The 25,856-nt window shown below is 31.0% G+C and carries 22 protein-coding genes; 18 read left to right on the forward strand and 4 right to left on the reverse strand.

Annotated features, from left to right (window positions below; translation table 11 throughout):
* Window positions 1-51: 51 nt before the first annotated feature.
* Complete coding sequence (locus BED47_RS01030) at window positions 52-1,335, forward strand: MDR family MFS transporter (RefSeq protein ID WP_069031965.1); 1,284 nt, start codon at window positions 52-54, stop codon at window positions 1,333-1,335.
* A 39-nt stretch (window positions 1,336-1,374) separates the two neighbouring features.
* Here BED47_RS01030 and BED47_RS01035 read toward each other — a convergent pair whose 3' ends face one another.
* Both BED47_RS01035 and pssA read right to left on the reverse strand, forming a co-directional pair.
* Complete coding sequence (locus BED47_RS01035) at window positions 1,375-2,313, reverse strand: metal ABC transporter substrate-binding protein (RefSeq protein WP_069031966.1); 939 nt, start codon at window positions 2,311-2,313, stop codon at window positions 1,375-1,377.
* A gap of 312 nt (window positions 2,314-2,625) precedes the next feature.
* Window positions 2,626-3,360 (reverse strand): CDP-diacylglycerol--serine O-phosphatidyltransferase, encoded by a 735-nt coding sequence (pssA, locus tag BED47_RS01040; protein ID WP_069031967.1) that lies wholly within the window; start codon window positions 3,358-3,360, stop codon window positions 2,626-2,628.
* Between the two features lie 388 nt (window positions 3,361-3,748).
* On the opposite strand from pssA, the gene BED47_RS01045 reads away from it, so the two are divergent.
* The 11 genes from BED47_RS01045 (at window position 3,749) to BED47_RS01095 (ending at window position 15,061) form a co-directional block, all read left to right on the forward strand.
* Window positions 3,749-5,380 (forward strand): peptide ABC transporter substrate-binding protein, encoded by a 1,632-nt coding sequence (locus BED47_RS01045; RefSeq protein ID WP_069031968.1) that lies wholly within the window; start codon window positions 3,749-3,751, stop codon window positions 5,378-5,380.
* Window positions 5,381-5,883: 503 nt separating this feature from the next.
* A complete protein-coding gene (locus BED47_RS01050) occupies window positions 5,884-7,518 on the forward strand; it encodes a peptide ABC transporter substrate-binding protein (protein WP_069031969.1) in 1,635 nt (544 codons plus the stop codon).
* 155 nt (window positions 7,519-7,673) lie between these two features.
* Window positions 7,674-8,276 (forward strand): DedA family protein, encoded by a 603-nt coding sequence (locus BED47_RS01055; RefSeq protein ID WP_069032254.1) that lies wholly within the window; start codon window positions 7,674-7,676, stop codon window positions 8,274-8,276.
* 69 nt (window positions 8,277-8,345) lie between these two features.
* Window positions 8,346-8,531 (forward strand): hypothetical protein, encoded by a 186-nt coding sequence (locus BED47_RS01060; RefSeq protein WP_069031970.1) that lies wholly within the window; start codon window positions 8,346-8,348, stop codon window positions 8,529-8,531.
* 186 nt (window positions 8,532-8,717) lie between these two features.
* Entirely contained in the window at window positions 8,718-9,659 is a 942-nt protein-coding gene (locus BED47_RS01065; RefSeq protein ID WP_056466477.1) for a magnesium transporter CorA family protein, read from the forward strand.
* Window positions 9,660-9,728: 69 nt separating this feature from the next.
* Complete coding sequence (locus tag BED47_RS01070) at window positions 9,729-10,610, forward strand: permease (RefSeq protein ID WP_069031971.1); 882 nt, start codon at window positions 9,729-9,731, stop codon at window positions 10,608-10,610.
* 12 nt (window positions 10,611-10,622) lie between these two features.
* Window positions 10,623-11,537 carry a TIGR03943 family putative permease subunit gene (locus BED47_RS01075; RefSeq protein WP_069031972.1) on the forward strand — a complete coding sequence of 305 codons (915 nt, stop codon included), beginning with the start codon at window positions 10,623-10,625 and terminating at the stop codon, window positions 11,535-11,537.
* Between the two features lie 218 nt (window positions 11,538-11,755).
* Window positions 11,756-12,199, forward strand: a complete 444-nt coding sequence (locus BED47_RS23390) for a hypothetical protein (RefSeq protein WP_069031973.1) — start codon at window positions 11,756-11,758, stop codon at window positions 12,197-12,199.
* A 254-nt stretch (window positions 12,200-12,453) separates the two neighbouring features.
* Complete coding sequence (gene spoIIP, locus BED47_RS01085; protein ID WP_069031974.1) at window positions 12,454-13,581, forward strand: stage II sporulation protein P; 1,128 nt, start codon at window positions 12,454-12,456, stop codon at window positions 13,579-13,581.
* A 180-nt stretch (window positions 13,582-13,761) separates the two neighbouring features.
* Entirely contained in the window at window positions 13,762-14,145 is a 384-nt protein-coding gene (locus tag BED47_RS01090) for a DUF3888 domain-containing protein (protein ID WP_069031975.1), read from the forward strand.
* Between the two features lie 145 nt (window positions 14,146-14,290).
* Window positions 14,291-15,061, forward strand: a complete 771-nt coding sequence (locus BED47_RS01095; RefSeq protein ID WP_069031976.1) for a hypothetical protein — start codon at window positions 14,291-14,293, stop codon at window positions 15,059-15,061.
* Window positions 15,062-15,235: 174 nt separating this feature from the next.
* Here the strand turns inward: BED47_RS01095 and BED47_RS01100 are convergent, their stop codons facing one another.
* Window positions 15,236-15,589: a hypothetical protein gene (locus tag BED47_RS01100; protein WP_069031977.1), complete on the reverse strand. Its 354-nt coding sequence runs from the start codon at window positions 15,587-15,589 to the stop codon at window positions 15,236-15,238.
* Window positions 15,590-15,772: 183 nt separating this feature from the next.
* On the opposite strand from BED47_RS01100, the gene BED47_RS01105 reads away from it, so the two are divergent.
* The 5 genes from BED47_RS01105 (at window position 15,773) to BED47_RS01125 (ending at window position 23,548) form a co-directional block, all read left to right on the forward strand.
* Window positions 15,773-17,452, forward strand: a complete 1,680-nt coding sequence (locus BED47_RS01105) for a formate--tetrahydrofolate ligase (protein WP_069031978.1) — start codon at window positions 15,773-15,775, stop codon at window positions 17,450-17,452.
* Between the two features lie 106 nt (window positions 17,453-17,558).
* Entirely contained in the window at window positions 17,559-19,793 is a 2,235-nt protein-coding gene (locus BED47_RS01110) for an ABC transporter ATP-binding protein (protein WP_069031979.1), read from the forward strand.
* Window positions 19,790-21,664, forward strand: coding sequence for an ABC transporter ATP-binding protein (locus tag BED47_RS01115; RefSeq protein ID WP_069031980.1), 1,875 nt, complete (start codon window positions 19,790-19,792; stop codon window positions 21,662-21,664). Before BED47_RS01110 ends, BED47_RS01115 begins: the two co-directional genes overlap by 4 nt.
* Window positions 21,665-21,787: 123 nt before the next feature.
* On the forward strand, window positions 21,788-22,315 hold the full coding sequence (locus tag BED47_RS01120; protein ID WP_069031981.1) for a hypothetical protein: 528 nt from the start codon (window positions 21,788-21,790) through the stop codon (window positions 22,313-22,315).
* A complete protein-coding gene (locus BED47_RS01125) occupies window positions 22,316-23,548 on the forward strand; it encodes a DEAD/DEAH box helicase (protein WP_069031982.1) in 1,233 nt (410 codons plus the stop codon).
* Between the two features lie 586 nt (window positions 23,549-24,134).
* Here the strand turns inward: BED47_RS01125 and BED47_RS01130 are convergent.
* A complete protein-coding gene (locus BED47_RS01130) occupies window positions 24,135-25,079 on the reverse strand; it encodes an MBL fold metallo-hydrolase (protein ID WP_069031983.1) in 945 nt (314 codons plus the stop codon).
* A gap of 167 nt (window positions 25,080-25,246) precedes the next feature.
* Between BED47_RS01130 and BED47_RS01135 the strand changes: the two genes are divergently transcribed.
* Window positions 25,247-25,729, forward strand: a complete 483-nt coding sequence (locus BED47_RS01135; RefSeq protein ID WP_069031984.1) for a glutathione peroxidase — start codon at window positions 25,247-25,249, stop codon at window positions 25,727-25,729.
* Window positions 25,730-25,856: the final 127 nt, after the last annotated feature.

The raw sequence follows: 25,856 nt of genomic DNA on the forward strand, positions 1-25,856 counted from the left end.
TACGCATTTTTTTAATTATGTTAAAGTGAGAAGGTTAGGGGGACGGACATCATGAATATACTTAAATGGAATTTTAATATGAAGATTCGGCTTGTAGCTGAGTTTTTCTTTGGATTATTCTTTTGGATGTATTTACCATTTTTAGCGATTTATTTTGCTGAAGAATTAGGTAAAGTAACAGCAGGGATCTTACTTATGTGCTCTCAAGCTGTTGGGGTATTTGCAAATTTAATCGGTGGATATTTGGCTGATACGTATGGTCGAAAACGAATGATGGTCATTTCAGCTTTCATTCAAGCTGGAGGAATGATTTTGCTAACAATTGCAAATTCACCAATTTTAAATTCTCCATGGCTAACTTTTTTAGGGTTTGCAATAATTAGTGTCACAGGAATGCTCTATAATCCAGCAAGTTCGGCTATGGTAGCAGATACGGTTGAAGATAAAGATGAAAGAAACTTAGTCTTTGCTGTTTTTTATACGATGATAAATATTAATGTAGTAATCGGACCAATTATCGGAGGCATTTTATTTTTCAAAGCAAGATTTTTATTATTTGCTACATCTTCATTGATCTTTTTAATTGTCGCTTTTATGATTCTACTATTAATAAAGGAGTCATTACCAGACTCTGTAAGACAAGAAAAAGAAGCGTCTATTTCAAAAGTTTTAATGAAACAAGTAAAGAATTACCGTATAATCTTTACTGATAAGGTTTTTTTCTTATTTGTGGCAGCTGGTATATTAATCTCTCAAACTTTTACTCAATTAGATTTATTACTAGCGGTTTATATAAAAGAAAGTATACCTGTTCAAACATTATTTAGTTTTAGCGATTTTACTTTAACGACAAATAGTGAAACATTATTTAGCTGGGTCATAGCTGAAAACGGTTTAATCGTAGCATTATTTACAGTTTTAGTAACGAAATTTGCCAATAAGTTTAATGAAAGATTTTTATTTTTTGCATCATCTGTTTGTTATGCTTTATCTATGTTATTGTTTGGATTCACGTTATCAGCCTATGTTATTTTTATTGCAATGGCACTCTTCACTTTAGGTGAGATATTAGTTGTAGGAAATCAGAACTCATTTATTGCAAAAATTGCTCCTGAAAATCAACGTGGACAGTATTTTGCAGCAGCAGGTTTAAGATGGTCCCTCGGGCGAACTATTGCTCCATTGACGATTCCACTAGCTGGGCTAATTGGATATAAATGGACATTTAGCATAATTTCGATCTTAGCTTTGATTGGAGCATATTTATTTGAATTGATGTTTAAAGAAATCAAGAAAAAACCTGAACCGTTTTCTGATCATATGAAGGTAGGATAAGTAGTAGGAAAAGAGGACCCAACTCAGTGGGTCCTCTTTTTAACGGTTATTTAAAGTCTTATCTAATGTGTCGATATTTTCTTGCATTAAGTCGAAATAATCTTTATGTTTCTTTAAATCATCCTCTGAAATAGTTGCAAGGTGGTTAAGTCTTAAGATTTCAGCATGGGTTTCATTTTTTACAACTGTTGCTACTTTTGGTGTAGCAAATGTTTCAAACAATATATATTTGACATGATGTTCTTTTACAAAATCAACAACTTTCTTTAGATCCTTCTGTGATGGCTCTTGAGAAGGGGATAGTCCTGTGATTGGGATTTGTTCAATTCCGTAATGTTGTTCCAAATATCCATAAGCTGCATGTGAAACGACAATATCTTTACGTGCAGAATGTAAAACTAAATTTCTTAATTCATTATCAAGTTCATCAAATTGATTTTCAATTTTATCATAATTTGCATCAAAGTACTGTTTGTTTTTCGGCATTAATTTAACTAATTCATCTCTAATATTTTGTGCTTCAATTTTTGCACGAGATGGATCTAGCCAAACATGTGGATCAACGTCATGATGATCTTCATCTTCCTGAATTTCTTCTTCGTTTGACTTTATTAATTCAATATTTTTAGTTGCCTCTAAGATTGCAACATGATTATTTTTAAGTGTATCTTTGATTTTATCTGCAAAAGGTTCCATACCTGCACCATTGTAAACAAATAAATCGGAGTTTGCGATTTTTACTATTTGTTTAGAAGTTGGTTCAAAATCATGAGTATCAACACCAGTAGGATAGATGGAATGTACATCAACGTATTTACCACCAATTTTTTCAGCAAAATCTTGTAAAGGATAGATGGTTGTATAAATCGTTAGTTTATTTTTATTTTTTGTACTTTGCTGATGCGTGTCTTTATTGCAAGCTGACAGAACTGCACTTGTTAATAGCAAAGTCGTTATTGCTAATTTTTTAAATTTCATTTTTTTCTCTCCCTAAAAAATTAATCATTTTAGTATTTTATAATGAGGTCGTTAATAAACGAATAAAGTTAAAATATTTTAATTAATTCGTAATCATTCCTTTTTATATTTTAAAAAAAATATAAGATCATTCTTATCAATCTTATAAGTATATAAAATTTATCATATATTCAAAATCGTAATAAATACGATTTAATCCTTTGTCATTATAGAACAGTAATTATTAATGTGCAAGAAAAATGCGATTTAAAAGAATTAAAATAAAAAAAAGTATGCTTTGATGAAAAACAATGCATCAAAACATACTTTGTATTAAGACTTTCTTTTTAAACGGAATTTACGTGGTTTCTTATTTTCATTCCTTGATTGTTTCTTTTTACTTTTGAAAAATTGAAAGAAAATAAAGAAGATGTAAAGCGGAATTGCTATATAAATAAAGAATGGCCACTGTTCTTTTTTAGCGTGCCATACTAGATATAATGCGTATCCTAAAAAAATCGTAATAATTGTAGCATATTTAGGAATCGGAATATCTTTAAAGCTTGGAATTTTTATTCTACTAACCATTAAGAATGCTAATGCAACAAAAACTGTTATGATGACGATTTGTGGAATGCGACTTCCAAATAACGTTAAAAAGGCAACAAGACCACCAGCTGCTGTAATTGGTACTCCTGTAAAATATTTTAGTGAAGTTGAAATCGGTGTAACATTAAATCTTGCTAATCGATATGCCCCAAACAGTGGGAATAAACCTGCAATTCCTAGACCAAAGATACCTTCAGTAGAAAATTGTGTACAATATACTAAATAGGAAGGTGCAACTCCAAAAGTAACTATATCAGCTAAAGAGTCTAGTTCTTTTCCTAATTGTGATTGGACTCCTAAAACTCTAGCAACTCGACCGTCCATACTATCGAGCATCATTCCTATTAAAATAAGAATTGCGGCATTTCTAAATTCTCCTTTAGCTGCAAATCCGATCGATAGAAACCCACAATATAAATTCCCTAGAGTAAAAAGGTTTGGAATACTTTTTCTTATCATACATTCACTTCCTAAAATTGATATAAAAAATAGATATGTTCAAATTCAATAAGTTATATTATAACCCAAAATTTAGTAATAATGGAATCTAATAATTAAGTTCATAAAATGTTTCTAGAATCGACATAAAGTCTTTTGAAAATTGTCGTATTTTGCGCCGATAAAATATGTGAATAGTATTACAATCATATTGCACTACACTAATATTAATAAAAAATATGATAATTGAACTAGGAATTTGGGGGAATTTAATAAAAAATAAATTAAATATTAAAAAAATACTTTTTTTTCTGAAAAATATGTAGTATATTGAAAAAGTAAAAAGTGATTTTTCAGAAAAATAAGTAAATTATAAAATGATAAATCACTAATATATGGAGGTGCTCTAATGAAGCGTAGATTAGCAACAACTGTTTCAAGTTTATTGGTACTAAGTACGGTACTAGCAGCTTGTGGCAAAGACACAGAAAAAACAGCAACTAACTCACAGAAGGATAAGAAGCAAACGTTAAGGTTAACTACAACTACTGAGATTCCTTCAATGGATTCAGCAAAAACTACTGATTCAATGTCATTTGAAGTTTTAGACAATGTAAATGAAGGTTTACTTCGTTTAGGAGAGGGTGACGAAGTAGTAGACGGAGTTGCTAAGAAAGATTCGGTTGAAGTTAGTAAAGATGGTCTAACATATACATTCCATTTACGTGATACACAATGGTCAAATGGTGAGCCTGTAACTGCTAATGATTTCGTTTATGGTTGGCAACGTGCTGTAGATCCAAAAACTGCATCTGAATATTCATTCATTTTATACTATGTGAAAAATGCTGAAGCAATTTTCAATGGTAAAATGCCAAAAGACCAATTAGGTGTGAAAGCACTAGATGATAAAACTTTACAAGTAACGCTAGAACAACCAACTCCTTATTTCTTACAATTAACTACTTTTGGGACATACTTACCAGAAAACCAAAAGTGGGTTGAGTCTAAAGGAAATCAATATGGTTTAGAAGCAAATACTCAATTATACAATGGTCCGTTTACTTTAAGTGAGTGGAAGCATGAGCAAAGCTTTACATTAAAGAAGAATCCAAAATATTGGGACAAGGATTCAGTTAAGTTAGATGAAATTAAATACAATGTAGTTAAAGATACTTCTGCTGCAGTTAACCTATATGAAAACGGCGATATTGATAAAGTAATGCTTGATTCTGAGTATGTTGATAAATATAAAAATGACCCTGAATACAAAACTCAATTAGATGCTCGTTTAGTATTCTTCCGTTTCAATGAAAAACTACCAATCTTTAAAAACGCTAAAGCTCGTAAAGCATTTGATTTAGCTTATGATAAATCAGCTATTACATCTTCAATTTTAAATGATGGTTCTAAACCAGCTTATTGGTTAGTACCTTCTGAGTGGGTAAAAGGACCAGATTCTAAAGACTTCCGTGACCATAACGGCGATTTCAATAAATATAATGTTGAAGAAGCTAAAAAGTTATGGGCTGAAGCTAAGAAAGAACTTGGTAAAGATACATTTGAGTTAAAAATGCTTTCATATGATGATACTACTCGCAAAAAAGCTGCTGAGTATGTAGCTGGTGAGCTTGAGAAGAATTTACCTGGTTTAAAAATTACGGTAGCTCCACAACCGTTTGAAATCAAACTTGATAACGAGAAAAAATTAGACTACGACTTCTCATTCTCAGGTTGGGGTCCGGACTATCCAGATCCAATGACATTCATTGATATGTTCATATCTAACAGTCCATTCAATGAAATGGCATACAACAATCCAAAATATGATGAGCTTGTAGCTGCTGCTAAGAAAGAAGCAGACCCTCAAAAACGTTGGGATGATATGGTAGAAGCTGAAAAAGTAATTATGGATGAGGCTGGTATTTCACCAATTTACCAACGTGGCCGTGCATATTTACAAAAAGATTCAGTTAAAGGGATTATTGCGCACAAATTTGGCGGAGATTTCTCTTACAAGTGGGCATCTAACGAAAAATAATAATTTACACTGTAAAGAGAAGGGACAACCCTTCTCTTTTTTTAGAAATTTAGTTTTAAACTGAAAATTATATTTTCTTTATTAAGTGAATAAGTCTGAAATTAAAAGTGAATGTTAAAAGGTGTTCAGGCGGATCACTTTTTTAGCTAAGTACAGATTAATATTGGACTTGAAAAAAATTAAAATGGAAAAATATGATTTAACTAAAAAGTAGACATATTTGTCCAACTTTAATCATTTATTGAAATTGGGGCTATTATTAATAGTTTTGATTTAATATGCAAAAAAAGACGTCAAAATGTAGTTTTTAATTACAAAAAAGTAAAGATTTATTTAAATTTATTAATTTTTTTGAAAAAAATGTCGATTTTTTGTTGATATTTTCAAAAAAGTATGTAAAATAAGAATTAAGTTAAAGGTTATTAACTATTCGGATAATGTAAATTATTTGAATATTTTAATAGTTTTTAAGTCTAATTGTTTAATTTTGGGGAGGCAATCTAATGAAAAAGAAGGTATCGTATTTTCTATCTTTATCTGTTGCTGTGAGCATGCTTTTAACTGCATGTAACTCAGACAAATCAAATGAAGGTAAAAAAGAAACAGCAAAAGCAAAACCACAAGTATTAAACTTACTAGGCGGAGCTGAACTACCAAGTTTAGATTCAAGTACTAGTACAGATGCTGAATCTTTCAACGTTTTAGGTAACATTATGGAAGGTTTAAACACGTTAGGTAAAGATGATGCTGTACAACCAGGTATGGCAGAATCTTTTGATAAATCAGCTGATGGTTTAACTTATACATTCCACTTACGTGATGCTAAATGGTCTAATGGTGACCCTGTAACTGCAGGAGACTTCGTTTACGGATGGAAACGTGCTGCAGATCCTAAAAATGCATCTGAGTATGCATTCATGTTGAATGTATTACAAAACGGTGAAGATGTTACTACTGGTAAAAAACCAGTTGATCAATTAGGAGTTAAAGCTGTTGATGATAAAACTTTAGAAGTTAAATTAGCAAAAGCTATTCCATATTTTGATTCTTTAGTAACGTTCCCAACATTCTTTCCTTTAAATCAAAAATATGTTGAATCTCAAGGTAAAAACTACGGTTTAGAAGCAGCTAATTTAATTTTCAATGGTCCATTCGAATTATCTGAGTGGAAACATGATGAAAGCTACAAGTTAGTTAAAAACCCTGACTACTATGATGCTAAAGACGTAACATTAAAAGAAGTTAACTTTAAAATCGTAAAAGACCCACAAACTGGCGTTAACTTATATGAGTCTGGTGATGTTGACCGTGCTGGTTTAACTGCAGAGTTTGTTGACAAATATAAATCTAGCCCTGACTACGGAACAACTAAAGAGCCAACTGTATTCTTCTTACGTGTAAACGAATCGAAAAATCCAGCTCTTAAAAACGTTAACATCCGTAAAGCTTTAAACGAAGCATTTGACCGTGAAGCAATCACTAGCGTAATCTTAAATAACGGTTCAGTACCTTTATACGGTTTAGCTCCAAGTAACTTCTTAGATGCTAATGGTAAAGACTTCCGTGATGCTTCTGGACAACTTGTAAAATACGATCCAGCTGATGCTAAAACATTATGGGAACAAGGATTAAAAGAAATCGGTAAGAAAGATGTTTCAATCGAATTATTAGGTTCTGATACTGAAACTAACAAAAAAATCAGTGAGTACCTACAAGGTGAATTCACTAAAAACTTACCAGGTTTAAAAATTAACATTAAATCAGTTCCATTTGCACAACAATTAGACTTAAACTCTAAGAAAGATTATGACATCTCATTCGGCGGATGGGGTCCAGACTACAAAGACCCAATGACATACTTCGATATGTGGACTAGTCAAAGCCCATTCAACCAAATGGGATTCTCTAACAAAGAGTATGATAAGTTAATCTCACAAGCTGGTTCTGAGTTCTTATTAGATCCAACTAAACGTTCTGATGCATTCTTACAAGCAGAGAAAATCTTAGTACAAGACAATGCTGCAATTCTTCCAATTTACCAACGTGCTATTGCATACGTTATGAAGCCAAAAGTAACTGGATTAATTGAGCATGCATTCGGACCAGATTACACTTACAAAAACGTTGTAATTAAATAATTAAGAAATGATAAAAGGCTGTTCTAATGTCAGGTCACTGACTTGGACAGCCTTTTTTATATGAAATAATACTTTCACCTGAGTATTTCTTTATTTTGACATATTTTATCTTGCTATGTATTATCATTGTAGTACAAGTTGTTTTTGAGAGGGGGATCCTATTGACAAATATCATACATCAAATATTAGAATTTTTTGCATCATTAGGATATTTAGGAGTAGCATTAGGATTAATGATAGAGGTTATTCCGAGTGAGATTGTTTTAGCATATGCTGGTTATCTTGTAGCCGGAGGGCATATAAATTTTGCAGGTGCCTTGGTAGCAGGTGTAATCGGGGGAACTATTGCACAATTATTTTTATATTGGTTAGGTTATTTTGGTGGTCGACCAATTATTGAAAAATATGGTAAATATATTCTAATTAATAAGCATCATCTTGATTTAGCCGAAAAATGGTTTTCAAAATATGGCGTTGGAGTAGTATTTACGGCTCGCTTTATTCCAGTTGTTAGACATGCCATTTCGATTCCAGCGGGATTAGCAAAGATGCCGATAAGTAAATTTACACTATATACAGTTCTTGCAATCATTCCTTGGTCGATCCTATTTATCAAAATTGGTGAGAAATTAGGTAAAAACTGGGAAACTGCTAAATCTGTTTTAGCTCCATATACCCCAATGCTAATTATTATAGCGATCGCCCTATTTGTTGTATATTTTTTAATAAAAAAATTAGTGGCAAAAGGTAGAAAATAAAATAAATATGATTTGTTTTACATTATATTACATATAATATGATAAATTTCAATTGGAAGGATGAATTTTATGTATTCTATGTCGTATGATGCATTAAAATCTGATTTATCAAATACTCTTTCAACTGTTCAAAATCAATTGAATACGGAAGATTATTCATTACATACAAAAGAACAATTACAAAGTCAGTTAGAAGTTTATCAATACATTGATGAGTTAAGTGATATGCATTATTTTTATAAAAGCGGATACTAAAAAATAGGTCACTATAAGTGGCCTTTTTCTTTATTTGTGAATAGTATAAATGCTCACTAAAATAGCTACACCAAGCGTTTGATTATTAGAAAATGGACTTTCTTTTTAATAAAGGTTGAAACATATAAAAATGTTTCGTATGCTATTATTGTGTAGTTTTTGTTTTAGAATTAGAGGTGAATTAAGATGCTAAATTTTTATCTTTCAGATGCACAAGGGAAACTAAATCAAGTCGATGTTATTGAGAAAGGTTGTTGGATCAATGCGATCAATCCAACAGAACAAGAAATTCAATATCTAGTTCAAAAATTAGACTTAGATTTAGATTTTATTAAAGACCCACTTGATGATGAAGAACGTTCAAGGATAGAGGTTGAAGGGGAACACACTCTAATTATTGTTGATATTCCAATTGTAGCTCATGATGATAATGGGCACACAATTTTTGATACAATACCAATCGGGATGATTATTTCATCTCACACGTTTGTAACAATTTGTTTAAGTGAAAATCCGATTTTTGAAAGATTTATTTACCAAAAAGTAAAAGGATTTTTTACGTTTAAAAAGACTAGATTTGCACTTCAACTATTGCATACGACATCATCATATTATTTACGTTATCTTAAACAAATTAATCGCAAAACAAATGAAATTGAAGCCGAATTACATCAATCTACGAGAAACCAAGAGTTATTTACAATGCTGAACCTTGAAAAAAGTCTTGTTTATTTTACGACTTCATTAAAATCGAATAAAATTGTCATGCAAAAAATCCTTAAAGGGAATATTTTAAAAATGTATGAAGATGATGAAGATTTATTAGAAGATGTAATTATTGAAAATAAACAGGCTATAGAGATGGCAGAAGTATATAGTAATATCTTAAGTGGAATGATGAATACATTTGCTTCAGTTATCTCAAATAATTTAAATATTGTAATGAAATTTTTAACTTCTATTACAATTATTTTATCAATTCCAACAATGGTTTCTAGTTTTTATGGGATGAACGTTGATCATATCCCATTAGCAAATATTCCACATGCGTTTCCAATCGTAATAGGTATATCTGCAATATTATCAACTACAATTGCATTAATATTTTGGAAAAAAAGGTACTTTTAACTCACAAAGCCGCCGGTCATTCGGAGGTTTTGTGAGTTTTCATTTTTAAAAGTACATGGGAGAGAGATTATGAGTACGAATTTTTATCATTCGTTTTTACAAATGAATACGATCTTTATTTCGATTGTAGTAGAAGCATTGCCATTTATATTAATTGGTGTGTTTATATCGGGGATCATTCAAATATTTATTACTGAGGAAATGTTATATAAGATAATACCAAAAAATAGATATCTAGCAGTATTAGTAGCTATTTTATTGGGATTTATTTTCCCAGGTTGTGAGTGCGGAATTGTACCAATTGTAAGTAGGTTGATCAAAAAAGGTGTGCCACACTATGTAGCGGTCGCGTTCATGTTAACAGGGCCAATCATTAACCCAATTGTACTGTTTGCAACATTTATTGCATTTGGTAATAATATTGAAATGGTTATTTATCGTGCTGGAGCTGCTATGATCATTGCTTATATAATAGGAATCGTATTATCATATTTAAAAATTGAGAATCCATTAAAACACGATTTAGTTACAATTCCAGTTGATCATACTATTCCTGTTAGGAAAAAATTATGGAGTGTTTGTGTACATGCTATAGAAGAATTTTTCTCTATGGGTAAGTTTTTAATTTTAGGTGCATTTATTGCAGCGTTCGTACAAACATTTATTCCAACTTCAACATTAATGCATATAGGTAATGGACAAGTTGCTAGTATTCTAGTAATGATGGCATTAGCGTTTATTTTATCTCTTTGCTCTGAGGCTGATGCATTCGTAGCATCTTCATTTCAAAGTACGTTTTCTTTAAACTCAATCGTTGCGTTTATGGTTATTGGTCCAATGATCGACATAAAAAATACATTAATGTTATTCCAACATTTCAAAAGTCGATATGTATTCATAATTATTGGATTAGTTATTGTATTAACGTTTTTCACAACATTATTCATTTAAGGGAGAATCAATATGGCAAGAGCATATGTACTATTAGGATTTACCTTCTTTTTAATGCAATTGCATATTAAAGGTACGATCTCAAAATATATTAATATGAAATACTCTTATTTATCTCTGACAGCGGGGATATTATTTGCATTTCTAACTTTAATTCAAGTAATTCATACGTTAAGAACTAATCATGATGAAGATGAAGAGCATAGCCACGATCATGACCACGATCATGACCACGACCATAACCATAACCACCATCATGATCATAATTGTGATCATACTTGTGTACATGGACATGTTCATAAAGAAGCTAAGGGTTTTAAAAAGTTTTTAAATGGCTTAGTATTCATCTTTCCATTGTTTACCGGTATATTTTTACCAGTTGCAACTTTGGACTCTACGATTGTACAAGCAAAAGGGTTTCATTTCCCTGTTTCAGAACCGGGTAATAATGATCCTTTTATGCAAAGGCAGTATTTAAAGCCTGATTTAAGTATTTACTATGGGCAAGAAGGATATCAAAAATTAATTAAACAAGAATCAAAAGAATATATAAATAAAAAAAGCATTGTCCTAAATGATTATGACTTTCTTAAAGGAATGGAAGTTTTATATGATGAGCCTGGAAAATATTTAGGAAAGCAATTGACCTATAAAGGCTTTATCTATCATGAGAAGGGATTGAAAAAAAATCAGGTTTTCTTATTTAGATTTGGAATTATTCACTGTGTTGCCGATTCTGGTGTATATGGTGTGCTAATTGATTTGCCTAATGGACAAACGTTAAAAAATGATCAATGGATTGAAGCTACTGGTAATATACAACAAATGTACTATCAACCATTTAAAGTAAACATTCCTTATTTAGATGTCACTAATATTAAGGAAATACAACCACCAAAAGATGCGTATGTATACCGTAACAAGTAAAATGAGCCTAAATGGCTCATTTTTTTTTTATTTTTAGGATAAACAACTAACAAAATCTTATAAAAAAAACTATTTTTAAAATTTCATTTACCGAAATGACAGTAAAAATAGAAAAATAATATAAAAAACTTGTTCATATCTAGACATGTACACATTCAATATTTAAATTTCTACGTATGTTATAAATGTACAATAAATAATTATAGAGGTGTTCTTAAATGTGGGGATTTTGTGGTTGCAATCGTAGAAGAGAAGAAAGAGAAGAAGTATCTCCAGTAAGAGATATGAGAGAGTTTGTTGAAGTTCGTAGACCATGTAATGAATGTGATTGTCATAGAAATAATGACAATGACAGAGTAATGAGTGAAAATATGAATAATAGCCATAACAGAAATAGAAACAGAAACATGAATGAAAACAGAAACATGAATGAAAACAGAAACATGAATGAAAACAGAAATATGAATGAAAATAGAAACGAAAACAGAAATATGAATAATAATAGACGTAGTGGATGTAGAAGAAATAGAAATATGAATAACAGTATGGTATCGCCAGCAACAAACTCATTTTGTGAAACTCAATTAGAAGCTGCAAGAAATAGTTGTGTTGTAAATCCGTTCACAGTATTCAATCGTTGCAACAATAATAATAATATGTAATTTATTGAAAAAAGAGCTTTTACACTAATTGAATTATGAACTTTTTTTTGAGGTGTCTTTTACGGCATCTCTTTTTTTACTAATTAAAGTTCTAATAAAATTCATAAATGAGTGTGGATTAAAAATGATGAAGTGTCGAACAATTTAATATTCTAATAACACTCGGCTATATATGAAGAGTAATTAATAGTATTTAATAATTTTTTCATTCTATTTTATAGGGCTTGTACATACGTTTTATTAGAGGTGATTTAATGAGACAATCAATATATATAAAATCTATTAATCTTAAACGTGTAACGGCAAGTGTCTTTGTAGGCATTGTCTTATTATTTTTGTTAGCGAGTTTATTTGTGACATCAATGAAAAATACTAAATCATATTATGTGCATCAATGGTTTGAAAAAATGAGTTATGAAGGATTTATTAAAGCGTTTGAATATGAAAATGGTCATTTTAGGGTAGGTGACGACTCTACTAAAAATGGACAACCTATCGGTAATATACTTTTTTCATTTATTACAAATATTAGACTGTACGATCCAAAAAGTTTATTAGTGCATGAAATATCTAGTATGACAAAATTCGAAAATAATATCCTAGTTGCTGGAGAAGGCATTGATTTTACGAATCTTCCAATAGAATCAAGCTTAACACTTGACGAAATTAACCAAAATCCAACTGTTAAAGATCCAGTTAATGAACCAATTAAAAATCCAACAAACCCACCATCAAAAACTACAAATGGAAAAGATGTCTTTTTTATTTACCACACACATAGCTGGGAATCATTTTTACCTTTAATCCCGGGTGCAAAGTCGCCAAATCAAGCTTCTTCTCCAAAAGTAAATGTAAGCTTATTAGGTGATCGATTGAAAAAGAATTTAGAAGCAAATGGAATCGGTGCGATTGATGATAAAACAAATATTGGAGCCGAATTAACGAAAAGAAATTGGAATTGGGGAAGTTCATATAAAATGTCTAGACTGGTTGTACAAGATGCGCTTTCTCAAGATCAAGATCTAAATTATCTTATTGACATACATCGTGATGATCAAAGAAAAAATGTGACAACTACTGAGATTAATGGGCAAAAATACGCAAAGCTATACTTTATCGTTGGAGTAGAAAACAAAAATTATAGAAAGAACTTAGCGTTAGCTAAAGATTTAAATAGTGAAATTATGAAATTTAACAAAGGTTTAACAAGAGGGATATTTAGTAAAAACTATAAACAAGGAAATGGCGTTTATAACCAAGATTTATCACCACACTCAATATTAATCGAAGTAGGAGGGGTCGATAATACATTACCAGAACTTTATAGAACAATTGACTTGCTCTCAGATATCTTAAGTAAATACTATTGGGATCATCAATAACATAGTTAAAAGATAAAAAGAAGACCACGAAAAGAAAAAACTTTTCATGGTCTTTCTTTTTTCCTTATTCCATAAAACTCCTATCCCAAGCCTCATTTAAACTCTCTTTCATAACCATCAGTAAATTGTAAACAATAGATAGTAAGAAATTTGTTAAAACCTTAAGATGGAGGATTAGAAATGAAAAGAGGATTTATTATCGTACTATTATTGTGCTTAATAGCGACATCAAAACCGGTAAATGCAATTGCGGTACAAAATGAAGTATTAGAAGATGCAGTGTTATCAATTCTTTTTCCTAGTATAAATAACCGCTTATATAAAATGTTCGGTCCAGGAGAACAATATAATTGTGCGACAATAACAAATATAAAAAAGAAATATAATGGTACATATGTCTTCGGGGCAACAATTCAATTAATTGCATATAAACAAGATCAACAACCACCTTATACTCTTGTTAAATTTAATTTCTCAAACGATGACGGTGAATGGAGTATTCGCTCTGTTTCGAAAGAACCAATTCAAACAAAAACTACATCTTTATGTAGGCCTCCTGTTTAACATTATTTTTTAGGTTGATCATGCGAAAAGTTGGTAAAAAATGTAAAAAAATATTAGGTAAAAAGAATTAAATTTATCATTTTTGATGATAAATTTAGTATAAAGTGTGATATGATAAAGAAAAAAATTAAAGGTGGCAATATCGTTGGCGGGAATTGATTCAATAAAGGAGATTATCTATATTTATGGTGATAACCATAATCATTGCTTTATAACTTCAGGCATAAATTATAAAGAGTTTGTTCAAGGACTTCCTTTTCCTCTTCAAAACATCCTTTTGCTAAAACACGATATTCAATGGTCCGAATTTAATTTAAATTCCTCTTTTTATTATGTTGAAAGAGAATATATCAATCAATTTATATTAGAACATAGCGAACATGATGACCTATGTTGGATCGATTTTGAAGAATTAGCAGATTTAGATGAGCTAGAGCCTAAAGAAATTGCAGAATTACTGTATCTTGCTCACAAAAAAGAACCATTACAAAAACCTTTTATACCAAGATTAAACAATTCTTTTGCATATATGAATATAAGTGATGGAATGTATCAAAAGGTTTATTATAAACGAACTAATGACTTTATCTTTATGCTTTGTAATGTCATTTCTTATAAAATTACACAACTTCAGAGAAGAAGTTTAAATATATTTAATCGTTCAAAACAAATTAATCCAATCAATATTAAATTAATGTTGACATTATATCCTTTAATGGAAGATGGATTAATAATTGATCTAAGTGAAAGAGTTGAAAATAGAAAAGTAATCGAAATCCCTATTTTCCGAGTTGATTTTTATTCTGGTGTAGATGAAATTTTAGAAAATGTCGAAGAGTATCGTGACCTTACAAATCATATTGCAAATTTAACTTATTCAAAGAAAGATGACGAATGGTCTGTCGTTCAAGTTTAAAGGAATTGATTGTCTTTCTGAAAAGAAAATTTAAAATTGGAAGATGATGAACTAAGAGTAAGTGAAATGTTTGCGGAGAATTAAAATGGACCTTTAAGGTTCTTTCAGTGTGTAGATAGAGTACAAAATCTGAAAGGACCTTAAAGGTCTTTTTTTGCTTTTTTCAATCTATTCTTAAAGAATTGCACTTAAGACAATTAATAAATTATAGAAAATAGTTACAATTACCGAAAATAATCCAAATCCAATTGCTGTATATCCTAAAGTGGAATGACCTTTAGTTACTGAGTATATTCCAAGTGCAATTCCAACAATTCCAAATAAAACAGGCATTAAAAATAACGAAAATAGTGAAAAAAATAGAGCTACGTATCCAATTACAATTCCAGAGGCATGCGATTTATCTGAAGTTGTTTCCGAATAAAACACATTCCTTGTGGGATAAAACTCTGCACCATATTCTTCGTTTTGATCCTTTGGTAAATTGTGATTACGTTTATGTTCTTTATGCTTTTTATGACGATACATTTCATTACACTCCTTTCTTTTAATGCCTTATCTTTAGTATGTAACTTTAAATTCCATTGATAAGTAGAAAGTATTAGTAATTTTGAATGATATGATTGAAGAATTTTGAATTTTTAAAAATGAATAATTTGTAAAATTGTGCTATAATTTTGATTATAATGAAGTGCAATTGGAGATGATCGAATGAGTCAAGTTAAGTCAGATTTAGAAATCGCTTTTGAATCAGAAATGAAGAAAATAAACGAAATTGCAGATAATTTAAATCTTTTTGATGAAGAAGTTGAAAACTATGGGCATTATAAAGCTAAATTGTCATTATCAATTTTAGACCGATTAAACGAAAATGAAGATGGTAAATTAATCTTAGTTACTTCAATAAATCCAACTCCTGCTGGTGAAGGGAAATCAACGGTCACTGTTGGACTTGCACAAGCTTTCTACAAAATTGGCAAAAATGCAATCGTAGCATTGCGTGAACCTTCTTTAGGGCCAACAATGGGAGTAAAAGGCGGTGCAACTGGAGGAGGCAATTCTCAAGTTTTACCGATGGATGATATTAACTTGCATTTTAACGGTGATATTCATGCCATTACTACAACGAATAATGCTTTAGCAGCATTTATTGATAATCATATTCATCAAGGAAATGAACTTGAAATTGATGTGCGTAGAATTACTTGGAAGAGAGTAGTCGATTTAAATGATCGTGCATTAAGAAATGTCGTTGTAGGTTTAGGTGGACCATCTGGTGGGGTCCCAAGAGAAGATGGGTTTGATATAACGGTTGCTTCTGAAATAATGGCAGTTCTTTGTTTAGCGACATCAATTCAGGACTTAAAAGAAAGACTTAAACGAATTGTTGTTGCTTATACTATACATAAAACTCCAGTAACTGTTGGAGATTTAAAAGTGGAAGGTGCACTAGCATTATTACTTAAAGACGCAATTAAACCAAATCTTGTTCAAACGATTGAACACACTCCTGCAATTATTCATGGTGGCCCATTTGCAAATATTGCTCATGGTTGTAACAGTGTTATTGCAACTAAAATGGCGCTGAAATTAGGGGAATATGTTGTAACGGAAGCTGGTTTTGGTGCAGATTTAGGAGCAGAAAAATTCTTAAATATCAAAACTAGAGCTTTAGGTGTTACTCCTGATGCAGTCGTAATAGTTGCTACAATTAGAGCATTAAAAATGCATGGTGGCGTAAATAAAAATGAATTGACTAATGAAAACGCTTTAGCAGTTAAAGATGGAATTCAAAATCTTGAAAAGCATGTGGAAACAGTTCGCAAATTCAATGTACCTGTTGTTGTAGCAATTAATAAATTTATTTCTGACTCAGAAGAAGAAATAAGTGTATTAAAACAGTGGGGACAAGATAACGGCATTAAGATCGTTTTAACAGAAGTTTGGGAACATGGTGGTAAAGGTGGCGTTGAGCTAGCTGAATCTCTTGTTAGTATGTTAAAAGATCCTAAAGAAAAGTTTAATTATTTATATGAATTATCTGATTCAATTGAAAATAAAATAGAAAAAATTGCAAAAGAAGTTTATGGTGCAGACGGAGTGAATATTTCTCCAAAAGCAAAAAAACAAATTTTGGAATTTAATGAGAATGGTTGGGGCGACCTGCCAATTTGTATGGCAAAATCTCAATATTCTTTATCAGACCAACCAAGTTTAGTTGGAAGACCTTCTGGTTTTAAAGTGGAAATAAGAGAACTAAAAGCATCAATTGGTGCAGGTTTTATTGTTGCACTAACAGGTAACGTAATGACAATGCCAGGTTTACCAAAAAAACCAGCTGCATTAAATATGGACGTAGATGAATTAGGTCGTCCAAAAGGATTGTTTTAATTAACTTAATAATTCATACTGAAAAAAACATACTCGCATTTGATGCGAGTTTTTTCAGTATAAGGTATTGTTTAAAAAAATACATCATAATAGGGGAGATGCTCATTTGATCAAGTTAGCTAAGTATTTAAAAGCATTTAGTACAAGTATAATTTTAGCTATATTATTCTTATTTGGTCAGGCCATGTGTGATTTGAACTTACCTAACTATATGTCTGAAATTGTAAACAATGGTATTCAGCAAAATGGTATATTGCATGTTGCTCCAGATGCAATTAGTCAAAAAGGTATGAAACTAATGACTACTTTTATGACAGATAAGGAAAAAGAAATTATATTTAAAAATTATGATTTAAAATCCGCAAATGATAAAAATTCAAAAGGAAAAAAATACATAAGTATTTACAAAAAGGCAGATCAGAGCATATACGTAAAGAAAAAATTGAATAAGAATGTAGAAAAACAACTGGATCAATCATTTGGTGCTTCTACTTGGACGTTATTTAATATTATCCAAGAAGAAGCTACTGGAAAAGTAAGTCATGCACAAACTAGTAGTAAGCCTAGTTCAAATAAGATAAATCTAGCAAAACTATATGAGTTGCAACCAATGTTTGATAAACTTCCCAAAAATTCGATACTAAATGCCCATAATAAAGCTATTTCATCGGATAAAACCTTACTAACACAAAGTGGTATTATGATGACGAAAGCATTTTATACTGAACTAGGCGTTAATTTACATAAACTAGGAAGTTTATATATCATAAAAATAGGATTCATTATGATTGCGATTGCTTTACTTGGAGGAATAGCAACAGTCTTAGTCAGCTTCTTGTCCTCAAGAATTGCCTCTGGTGTCGCTAGGAATTTACGTAAAGATGTATTCAAAAAAATTGAAAGCTTTTCAAACAATGAATTTGATAAATTTTCCACGGCATCACTGATTACAAGATGTACAAATGATGTAATGCAAATTCAAACTCTTTTAATGATGGGGATCCGAATGCTTTGTTATGCACCAATTATGGGAATTGGTGGAATCATAATGGCTATTAATAAATCTGCTTCGATGAGCTGGATCATTGCATTAGCCGTTATCGTTCTACTTTCTTTAATTATGGTAATCATGACAGTTGCGATTCCAAAGTTTAAATTAATTCAAAAGCTAATAGATAAGTTAAACCTCGTTTCAAGAGAAAATTTAACGGGATTGATGGTCATTAGAGCTTTTGGAAATGCTTCACATGAAAAAACAAGATTCCAAGAGGTAAACAGTGAATTAACGAAAACGAATTTATTTGTTAATCGTATCATGACAATAATGATGCCTTCAATGATGTTGATTATGAATGGCTCATCGCTATTAATCATCTGGGTTGGTGCTCACCAAATTGCTAAATCTAATATGCAGGTTGGCGATATGATCGCATTTATGCAATATGCAATGCAAATCATTACAGCATTTTTAATGATTTCAATCATGTTTATCCTTGTCCCTAGAGCTGCTGTTTCTGCTTCTCGTATTTCAGAAGTATTGTCTACTAATGTATCGATTATCGATCCAGCGCTTCATAAAAACTTTGAAGCAGTTAAAAAAGGATTTATTGAATTTAAAAATGTTTGTTTCCGTTATGAAGGTGCTGAAAATGATGTACTAAACAATATTTCATTTGTTGCAAAGCCAGGACAAACAACTGCTATTATTGGTCCGACAGGTTCGGGAAAATCAACAATTGCAAATTTAATATTACGTTTTTATGATGTTACCAAAGGGGAAGTCTTAGTTGATGGTGTAGATCTAAGGGAAGTAAAGCAAAAGGATTTACGCACTAAAATAGGGTATGTACCTCAAAAAGGACTTTTACTAACAGGGACAATTGCTTCTAATTTAAAATACGGAAATAAAAATATTTCTGATGAAGAAATGGAAAGAGTAGCACAAATCGCTCAGGCTAGTGAATTTATCTCTCAAAAAGAAGGGGATTTTAATGCTGAAATTTCTCAAGGTGGAGATAATGTTTCAGGTGGTCAAAAACAAAGAATTTCGATCGCTCGGGCTTTAGCAAGGAAACCCGAAATACTTATTTTTGACGATAGTTTCTCTGCGCTTGACTTTAAGACGGATTTTACGCTGAGAAAAGCGTTAAATGAAGAGATCGAATCAACTACGATGATCATAATTGCCCAACGTGTAAATACGATTATGAATGCAGAGCATATTGTTGTATTAGATAATGGTAGGATTGTAGGTCAAGGTACTCATAAAGAACTTCTGAAAAATTGCCCTGAATACTTAGAAATTGCTTCATCGCAGTTATCCAAGGAGGAATTAGCATGAGCAATTCTAATAAAAATACTATTCAAAATCGGGGCGGTGGTCGCGGGCCCGGTCAAATGTTTGGAAGAAATATCCCAATGGCGCCAGGTCAAAAGGCGAAAGATTTTAAAGGTTCGATGTCAAAATTGATGAGCTATTTAGGAGCGCACAAAAAGACAATCATTTTTGTCTTTATTCTAGCAATTATTTCAACTGTTTTTACAATACTAGGGCCAAAAATTCTTGGTAAAGCGACTGATGAAATTTTTTCTGGTGTCATGAAACAAATTAGCGGTAGCGGAAAAATTAATTTTGGAAAAATAAGTGTAATTGGTTTATGGTTAATCGGTTTATATTTATTAAGCTCACTTTTTGCATATCTTCAAGGCTACGTAATGAGTGGGGTTACGATGAAGGTAACTTTTAAACTCCGAAGTGATATAAATGATAAGATTCATAAATTACCTTTAAGCTATTTTGATCAAACAAGTCACGGTGAAATTCTTTCTAGAATAACGAATGATGTTGATACAATTAATCAAACATTAAACCAAAGTTTAACACAAATAATTACATCGATTACCTCGATTATTGGTATAACAATCATGATGATTTCGATCAGCTGGCAACTCACTTTAGTTGCGCTATGCATATTACCTCTTTCAATGGTATTTGTCATGATGATTGTTAAAAAATCTCAAAAACATTTTATTAACCAGCAAAGATATTTAGGGAAAGTAAATGGACATGTAGAAGAAATGTTAGGTAATCATGTTTTAGTAAAAGCATTTAGTGGTGAAGATGAATCTACAAGAGCTTTTAGTGAGTATAATGATGAGTTATATAAATCAGCATGGAGAGCGAATTTTCTATCGGGACTGATGATTCCAATCACAACTTTTATTGGAAACATTGGCTATGTTGCGATTTGTATATTAGGTGGATATTTTACTGCAAATGGATCAATGACAGTTGGAGGTATTCAAGCTTTCATTCAGTATGTTCGTTCATTTACACAGCCAATTTCACAAATCGCTAATATTTCAAATATACTTCAACAAACAGCAGCTGCTGCAGAAAGAGTATTTGAATTTTTAGAAGAGAAAGAAGAAGTACCTGAAGTAACAAATGCACGATCAATTAATCATATTGAAATGACAAGTGATGTTTGCTTCAATCATGTAGCTTTTGGTTATACACCTGAAAAAATGATTATTCATGATTTTAATTTAGTCGTTAAGCCCGGCCAAAAAATTGCAATTGTGGGGCCAACTGGAGCTGGTAAATCAACAATTGTAAATTTAATAATGAGGTTTTACGATGTTAATAGTGGGGAAATCACAATCGGTGGACAGAACATAAAGAATTTTAAAAGGGATGAACTTAGATCATTATTTGGAATGGTTTTACAAGATACTTGGTTATTTAATGGTACAATAGCAGATAATATCCGCTTTGGAAGGCTTAATGCAACGGATGAAGAAGTAAGAAATGCCTCTATTTCTGCTCAATCTGATCACTTTATTAGAGCTTTACCTGATGGATACAATATGATACTAAACGAAGAAGTGAATAATATATCCCAAGGTCAAAAGCAACTGATTACGATTGCTCGTGCAATATTGGCAGATCCTCAAATATTAATTTTAGATGAAGCAACAAGTAGTGTTGATACGAGAACTGAAGCACTCATTCAAAAAGCAATGGACAATTTAATGGTAGGAAGAACAAGTTTTGTGATTGCGCATCGTCTATCGACTATTCGAAATGCAGATTTAATTCTTTGTATGAAGGATGGCGATATTATTGAACAAGGTTCGCATGAGGAATTAATGGAAAAAGAAGGTTTCTACGCAAATCTTTATAATAGCCAATTTGAGATAATAAAATAAAAATTGATCCGATAAAATTGAATCAAAATGATTTTATCGGATTATTTTTTGTGTGGTTCGTTTATTATGATAAATAATAGGAAATACGAACTTAGGAATCTAATGATTAAAGGAGTTAAGATAATGTTTGATCCGACCGCTTTTGATAATATGAAGGTTATAATTGAAGGCCTCTTATATGACAAAGATTTAGATGGAGAATATGAAATCACTGATCGAAATGACTTTGTTAATCTTTCCAAAATGGATCGATTATTCTCAATTCGATATAAAAAATTAAACAAGTCGACTAAGACAACAAGTTGCACATTTTCAATGAGTACATCAGCTAGTGATTTATATAATGAATTAATTAATGGTAATACTGAAGTAGGATGTTATATTGAAATTGAATTTTCCTTTCCTAATCCATTAGAAATCGAAATCATTCAAAGAAGTCTACTTTTATTTCAAAATAAGACAAATGAGCAATTCACTCCATTTTATAACATTAAACATTCTATTTTAGATAAAAATATTATTGAATCGTCAGTAAACATAAAATTTCAAAATAAAATGACGGAAGATGACTTCGATCTAATAGAAGAATTGGTACATATTACAGAAATAATGTTACAATGGTACGATGAGCAAATATTAAAGGAGATTTAAATGGAATATTTTCAATTAGCAGAACAAACAATTTTAAAAATAAAAGCAAATAATATTACGAAATGGACAGCAGTTCAAGAGGAAGCAATCCCAGCGATTTTAGATGGGAACGATGTCATAGCGCAATCTCCGACAGGTACTGGTAAGACTCTTGCATATGTTTTACCTTTAATTAACAAAGTAGATGAAATGGAAGAAAATCCTCAAATTATTATTATGGCTCCAACTCGTGAACTTGTAATGCAAATTTTTCAGGTTGTTCAAGACTATACACAAAATACAAATATAAAAGTGGCTTCAATTGTTGGTGGAGCTGATATAAAACGTCAGATTGAAAAATTAAAACAGAAGCCTAAAATTATCGTTGGTTCACCAGGGCGAATTTCACAATTAATTAAACAGAAAAAATTAAAAATGCATTGTGTTAAGACAATTGTTTTTGATGAAGTAGATGAATTATTAAAAACGGATGATCAAAAAGATTTACCGCAAATTGTCAAAGCAACGATGAAAGATCGCCAACTAGTATTTTTATCAGCAACAATTACACCTGGAGCAATGCAATTTGCAAAGGAAACAAGTTCAAATCTAAAAGAAATTTCGATTGAACAAAGCTTGGAAGGAAATATAATTCATGGTTTTATTCCATGTGAAGAAAGAGAGAAGTTAGAATTACTTAGAAGAATTGCTTCTGTTCAAAATATGAAAGCAATCGTATTTAGTAATGATCCATTTAAACTTGAAGGATACGCTTCTAAATTAAATTTTAGAGGAATTAAAACAGCGGTATTGCATTCAAAACTAGGGAAAATGGAAAGAAGTCGAGTTTTAAAAGATCTTCAAATCGGTAAAACTACTTTACTATTTTCAACTGACGTAGCAGCACGAGGAATCGATTTACAAGAGTTACCATATGTTATAACACTTGATGTACCAGAAAAAGTTGAACAATATACTCATCGAAGTGGCCGTGTAGGAAGAATGGGTAATCAAGGTACTGTCATAAACTTGGTAACACCTCGAGAGAAAAAGAATTTATTTAGCTTAAGAGGAACACAAAAAATGTTTTTTGAACATTTAACGGTTTCACACGGTGAAATACAAAAAGTCGAAATGAAAGAAAATCAACTAAACGAAAATCAGCCAAAAGAAAAAAGATCGAAACCAGTTTCAAATCAAAATAAAAAACCTGTTTCAAGTAAAAATAAACCGATGAAAAAAATTAAAAAATAATAAAAACTTCAGCCGAATGGCTGAAGTTTTTTACAGTGTCGAATTTTAGAAAGGTCAATAGGGAAAACCGAAATTAAATGAACATTTATTTAATGATGAGATTATTATTTTTTGGATGATCTATTAATGGTTTTTAATGTTAATATCTTTGAGCAATTTCAAGATTCCAATAAGACAACTAATGATTTTTTTCAGAAGTTAAAAATATAATGAGCTAATTTTTAGAAAAACAAATTCAATTGATTAGTTTAAATAAAGTTTGTTATTAATTGACCTACAAGATGATGAATATACAGGTAGGTTATTCTAAGTAAAGGCTATTTGATTAGGGTTTATTACAGACTTTTTTTAATGGATATGTTTGATTGGAACGGAGGGATGCTCGACTCCTATGGGATATGCGGGAAGGCTAAAGACCCCGCAGGCTTGCCGAGGAGGCTCAGGTCTCGCCCCATGGAAAGCGAGCATCTTGTAGTGGAAATCAACAACACTCAACTCCTTTTACGAAAATTTGATAATTTAATTGACAAGGTTGTTTTTCAACAGCATAAAAACTTCAGCCGAATGGCTGAAGTTTTTTATTTTATTAATCTTGATCCATAGCTAGTACTAATCCCATAGCTGAAACTTCCAAATCTAACTTAATAATCTGGAAAACTGGATGACTTTGCTCTATATTCTTATTTTGAAGATCTTGTTTTACTTCACCATATAATGCTGCTGACAAAATCCTACTTTTCTCATAAAAAGGTTTTTCTTTATTATCTTCAATCGTGGAAGCAGTTAGGTTAATAAAACGATCTAAATATAATTTTAAAGACTCATATACAAAATTGGTATCTCTAGTTAAACCATAATGGCCGAAGCAAATAGCATCCGGGTTATACTCTTGAATTTTTATTGATGAACTTAACGTTGCATCGTATGAAAATTGATTAGGCGATGTCGATGGTAAAATAAACGTACCGATTTCTTTTTGAAGCTGTGGATAATAAATACCTAATGTATCTCCTGTATACATAAATTTACTAGAAGAATCGAAAATTGAAATATGATGATTAGCATGACCTGGAGTATGCAAAAATGTTAATTTACGATTTTTACCAATAACAAGTTCCTCACCATCAGCTACCTGATAAATTTTAGTAGAGTCAATTGGAAGAATTGGGTTAAATAAACGATCAAAATCATCACCATAAACTTGTTTTGCACTCGCAATTAATTTTGTCGGATCTTCTAAATGCCTAGCTCCTTTTGGATGGACAAAAAGAGTTGCATTAGGACATTTTTCCATTAGTAAGCCAGCGCCACCTGAATGATCTAAATGAATATGTGTTACGATAATATTTTTAATTCTGTCTAATGAAATTTGTAGCTCTTTTAATCCCTGTAATAAATATTCGTGGGAAGGACTAGCGCTTGTTTCAATGATAGTAATATCTTCATCTAAAATAATATAGCTACCCGTTCGTTCCTGAAACGATAAATCGAATAAATCAATTAAATATGTATTAAATCCTAAATCATGCATACTCTTACCTCCGTTCTATTGTTAAAAGGTGAAGAAATTAGTTTAATTAAACTATAATTTAAATACTAATAGGTTTGAAGGTTTTTTTCAAAAAATAGTAATTAGAATAGACTTTTTGATGGAAAATAATTACTATTAACATTATAAGGAAGTAGGAGGAATGTGAAATGAGTATTTATGATTTTGAAGTAAAAGATAGCAAGGGCGAAGATGTATCACTTTCAAAATATAAAGATAAAGTGATAATTGTTGTAAATACTGCAAGTGCATGTGGATATACTCCTCAATATAAAGATTTACAAGCATTATATGAAGAATATAAAGAAGAAGGATTAGTAATTCTTGGTTTTCCATGCAATCAATTTATGAATCAGGAACCAGGTTCAAATGAAGAAATTCAAAGTTTTTGTGAATTAAATTTTGGAGTAACATTCCCTGTTTTCGGAAAAATTGATGTAAATGGTGAGAAAGCAGATCCATTATTTAAATATTTAAGCTCGGAAGCTCCTGGTATTATGGGGTTAAAATCAATAAAATGGAATTTTACTAAATTTATTATTAATAAAAATGGTGAAGTCATTGAACGATTTGCTCCTCAAACAAATCCTCAAGAGATGAGATCGACAATTGAGAAATTATTGAAAGCTTAAGAACCTTTTTTAATATTGAATGGTTTTCGACCATATCAAAACGCTTGTGTTTATCGCACATCTGCAAGATTTGCTGCACGAAAAGACAAGCGTTTTGATTGGTTAATATTTCAACTTTTTTAAAACT

This window comes from Gottfriedia luciferensis, assembly GCF_001712755.1.
Classification (GTDB): Bacteria; Bacillota; Bacilli; order Bacillales; family Bacillaceae_G; genus Gottfriedia; species Gottfriedia luciferensis_B.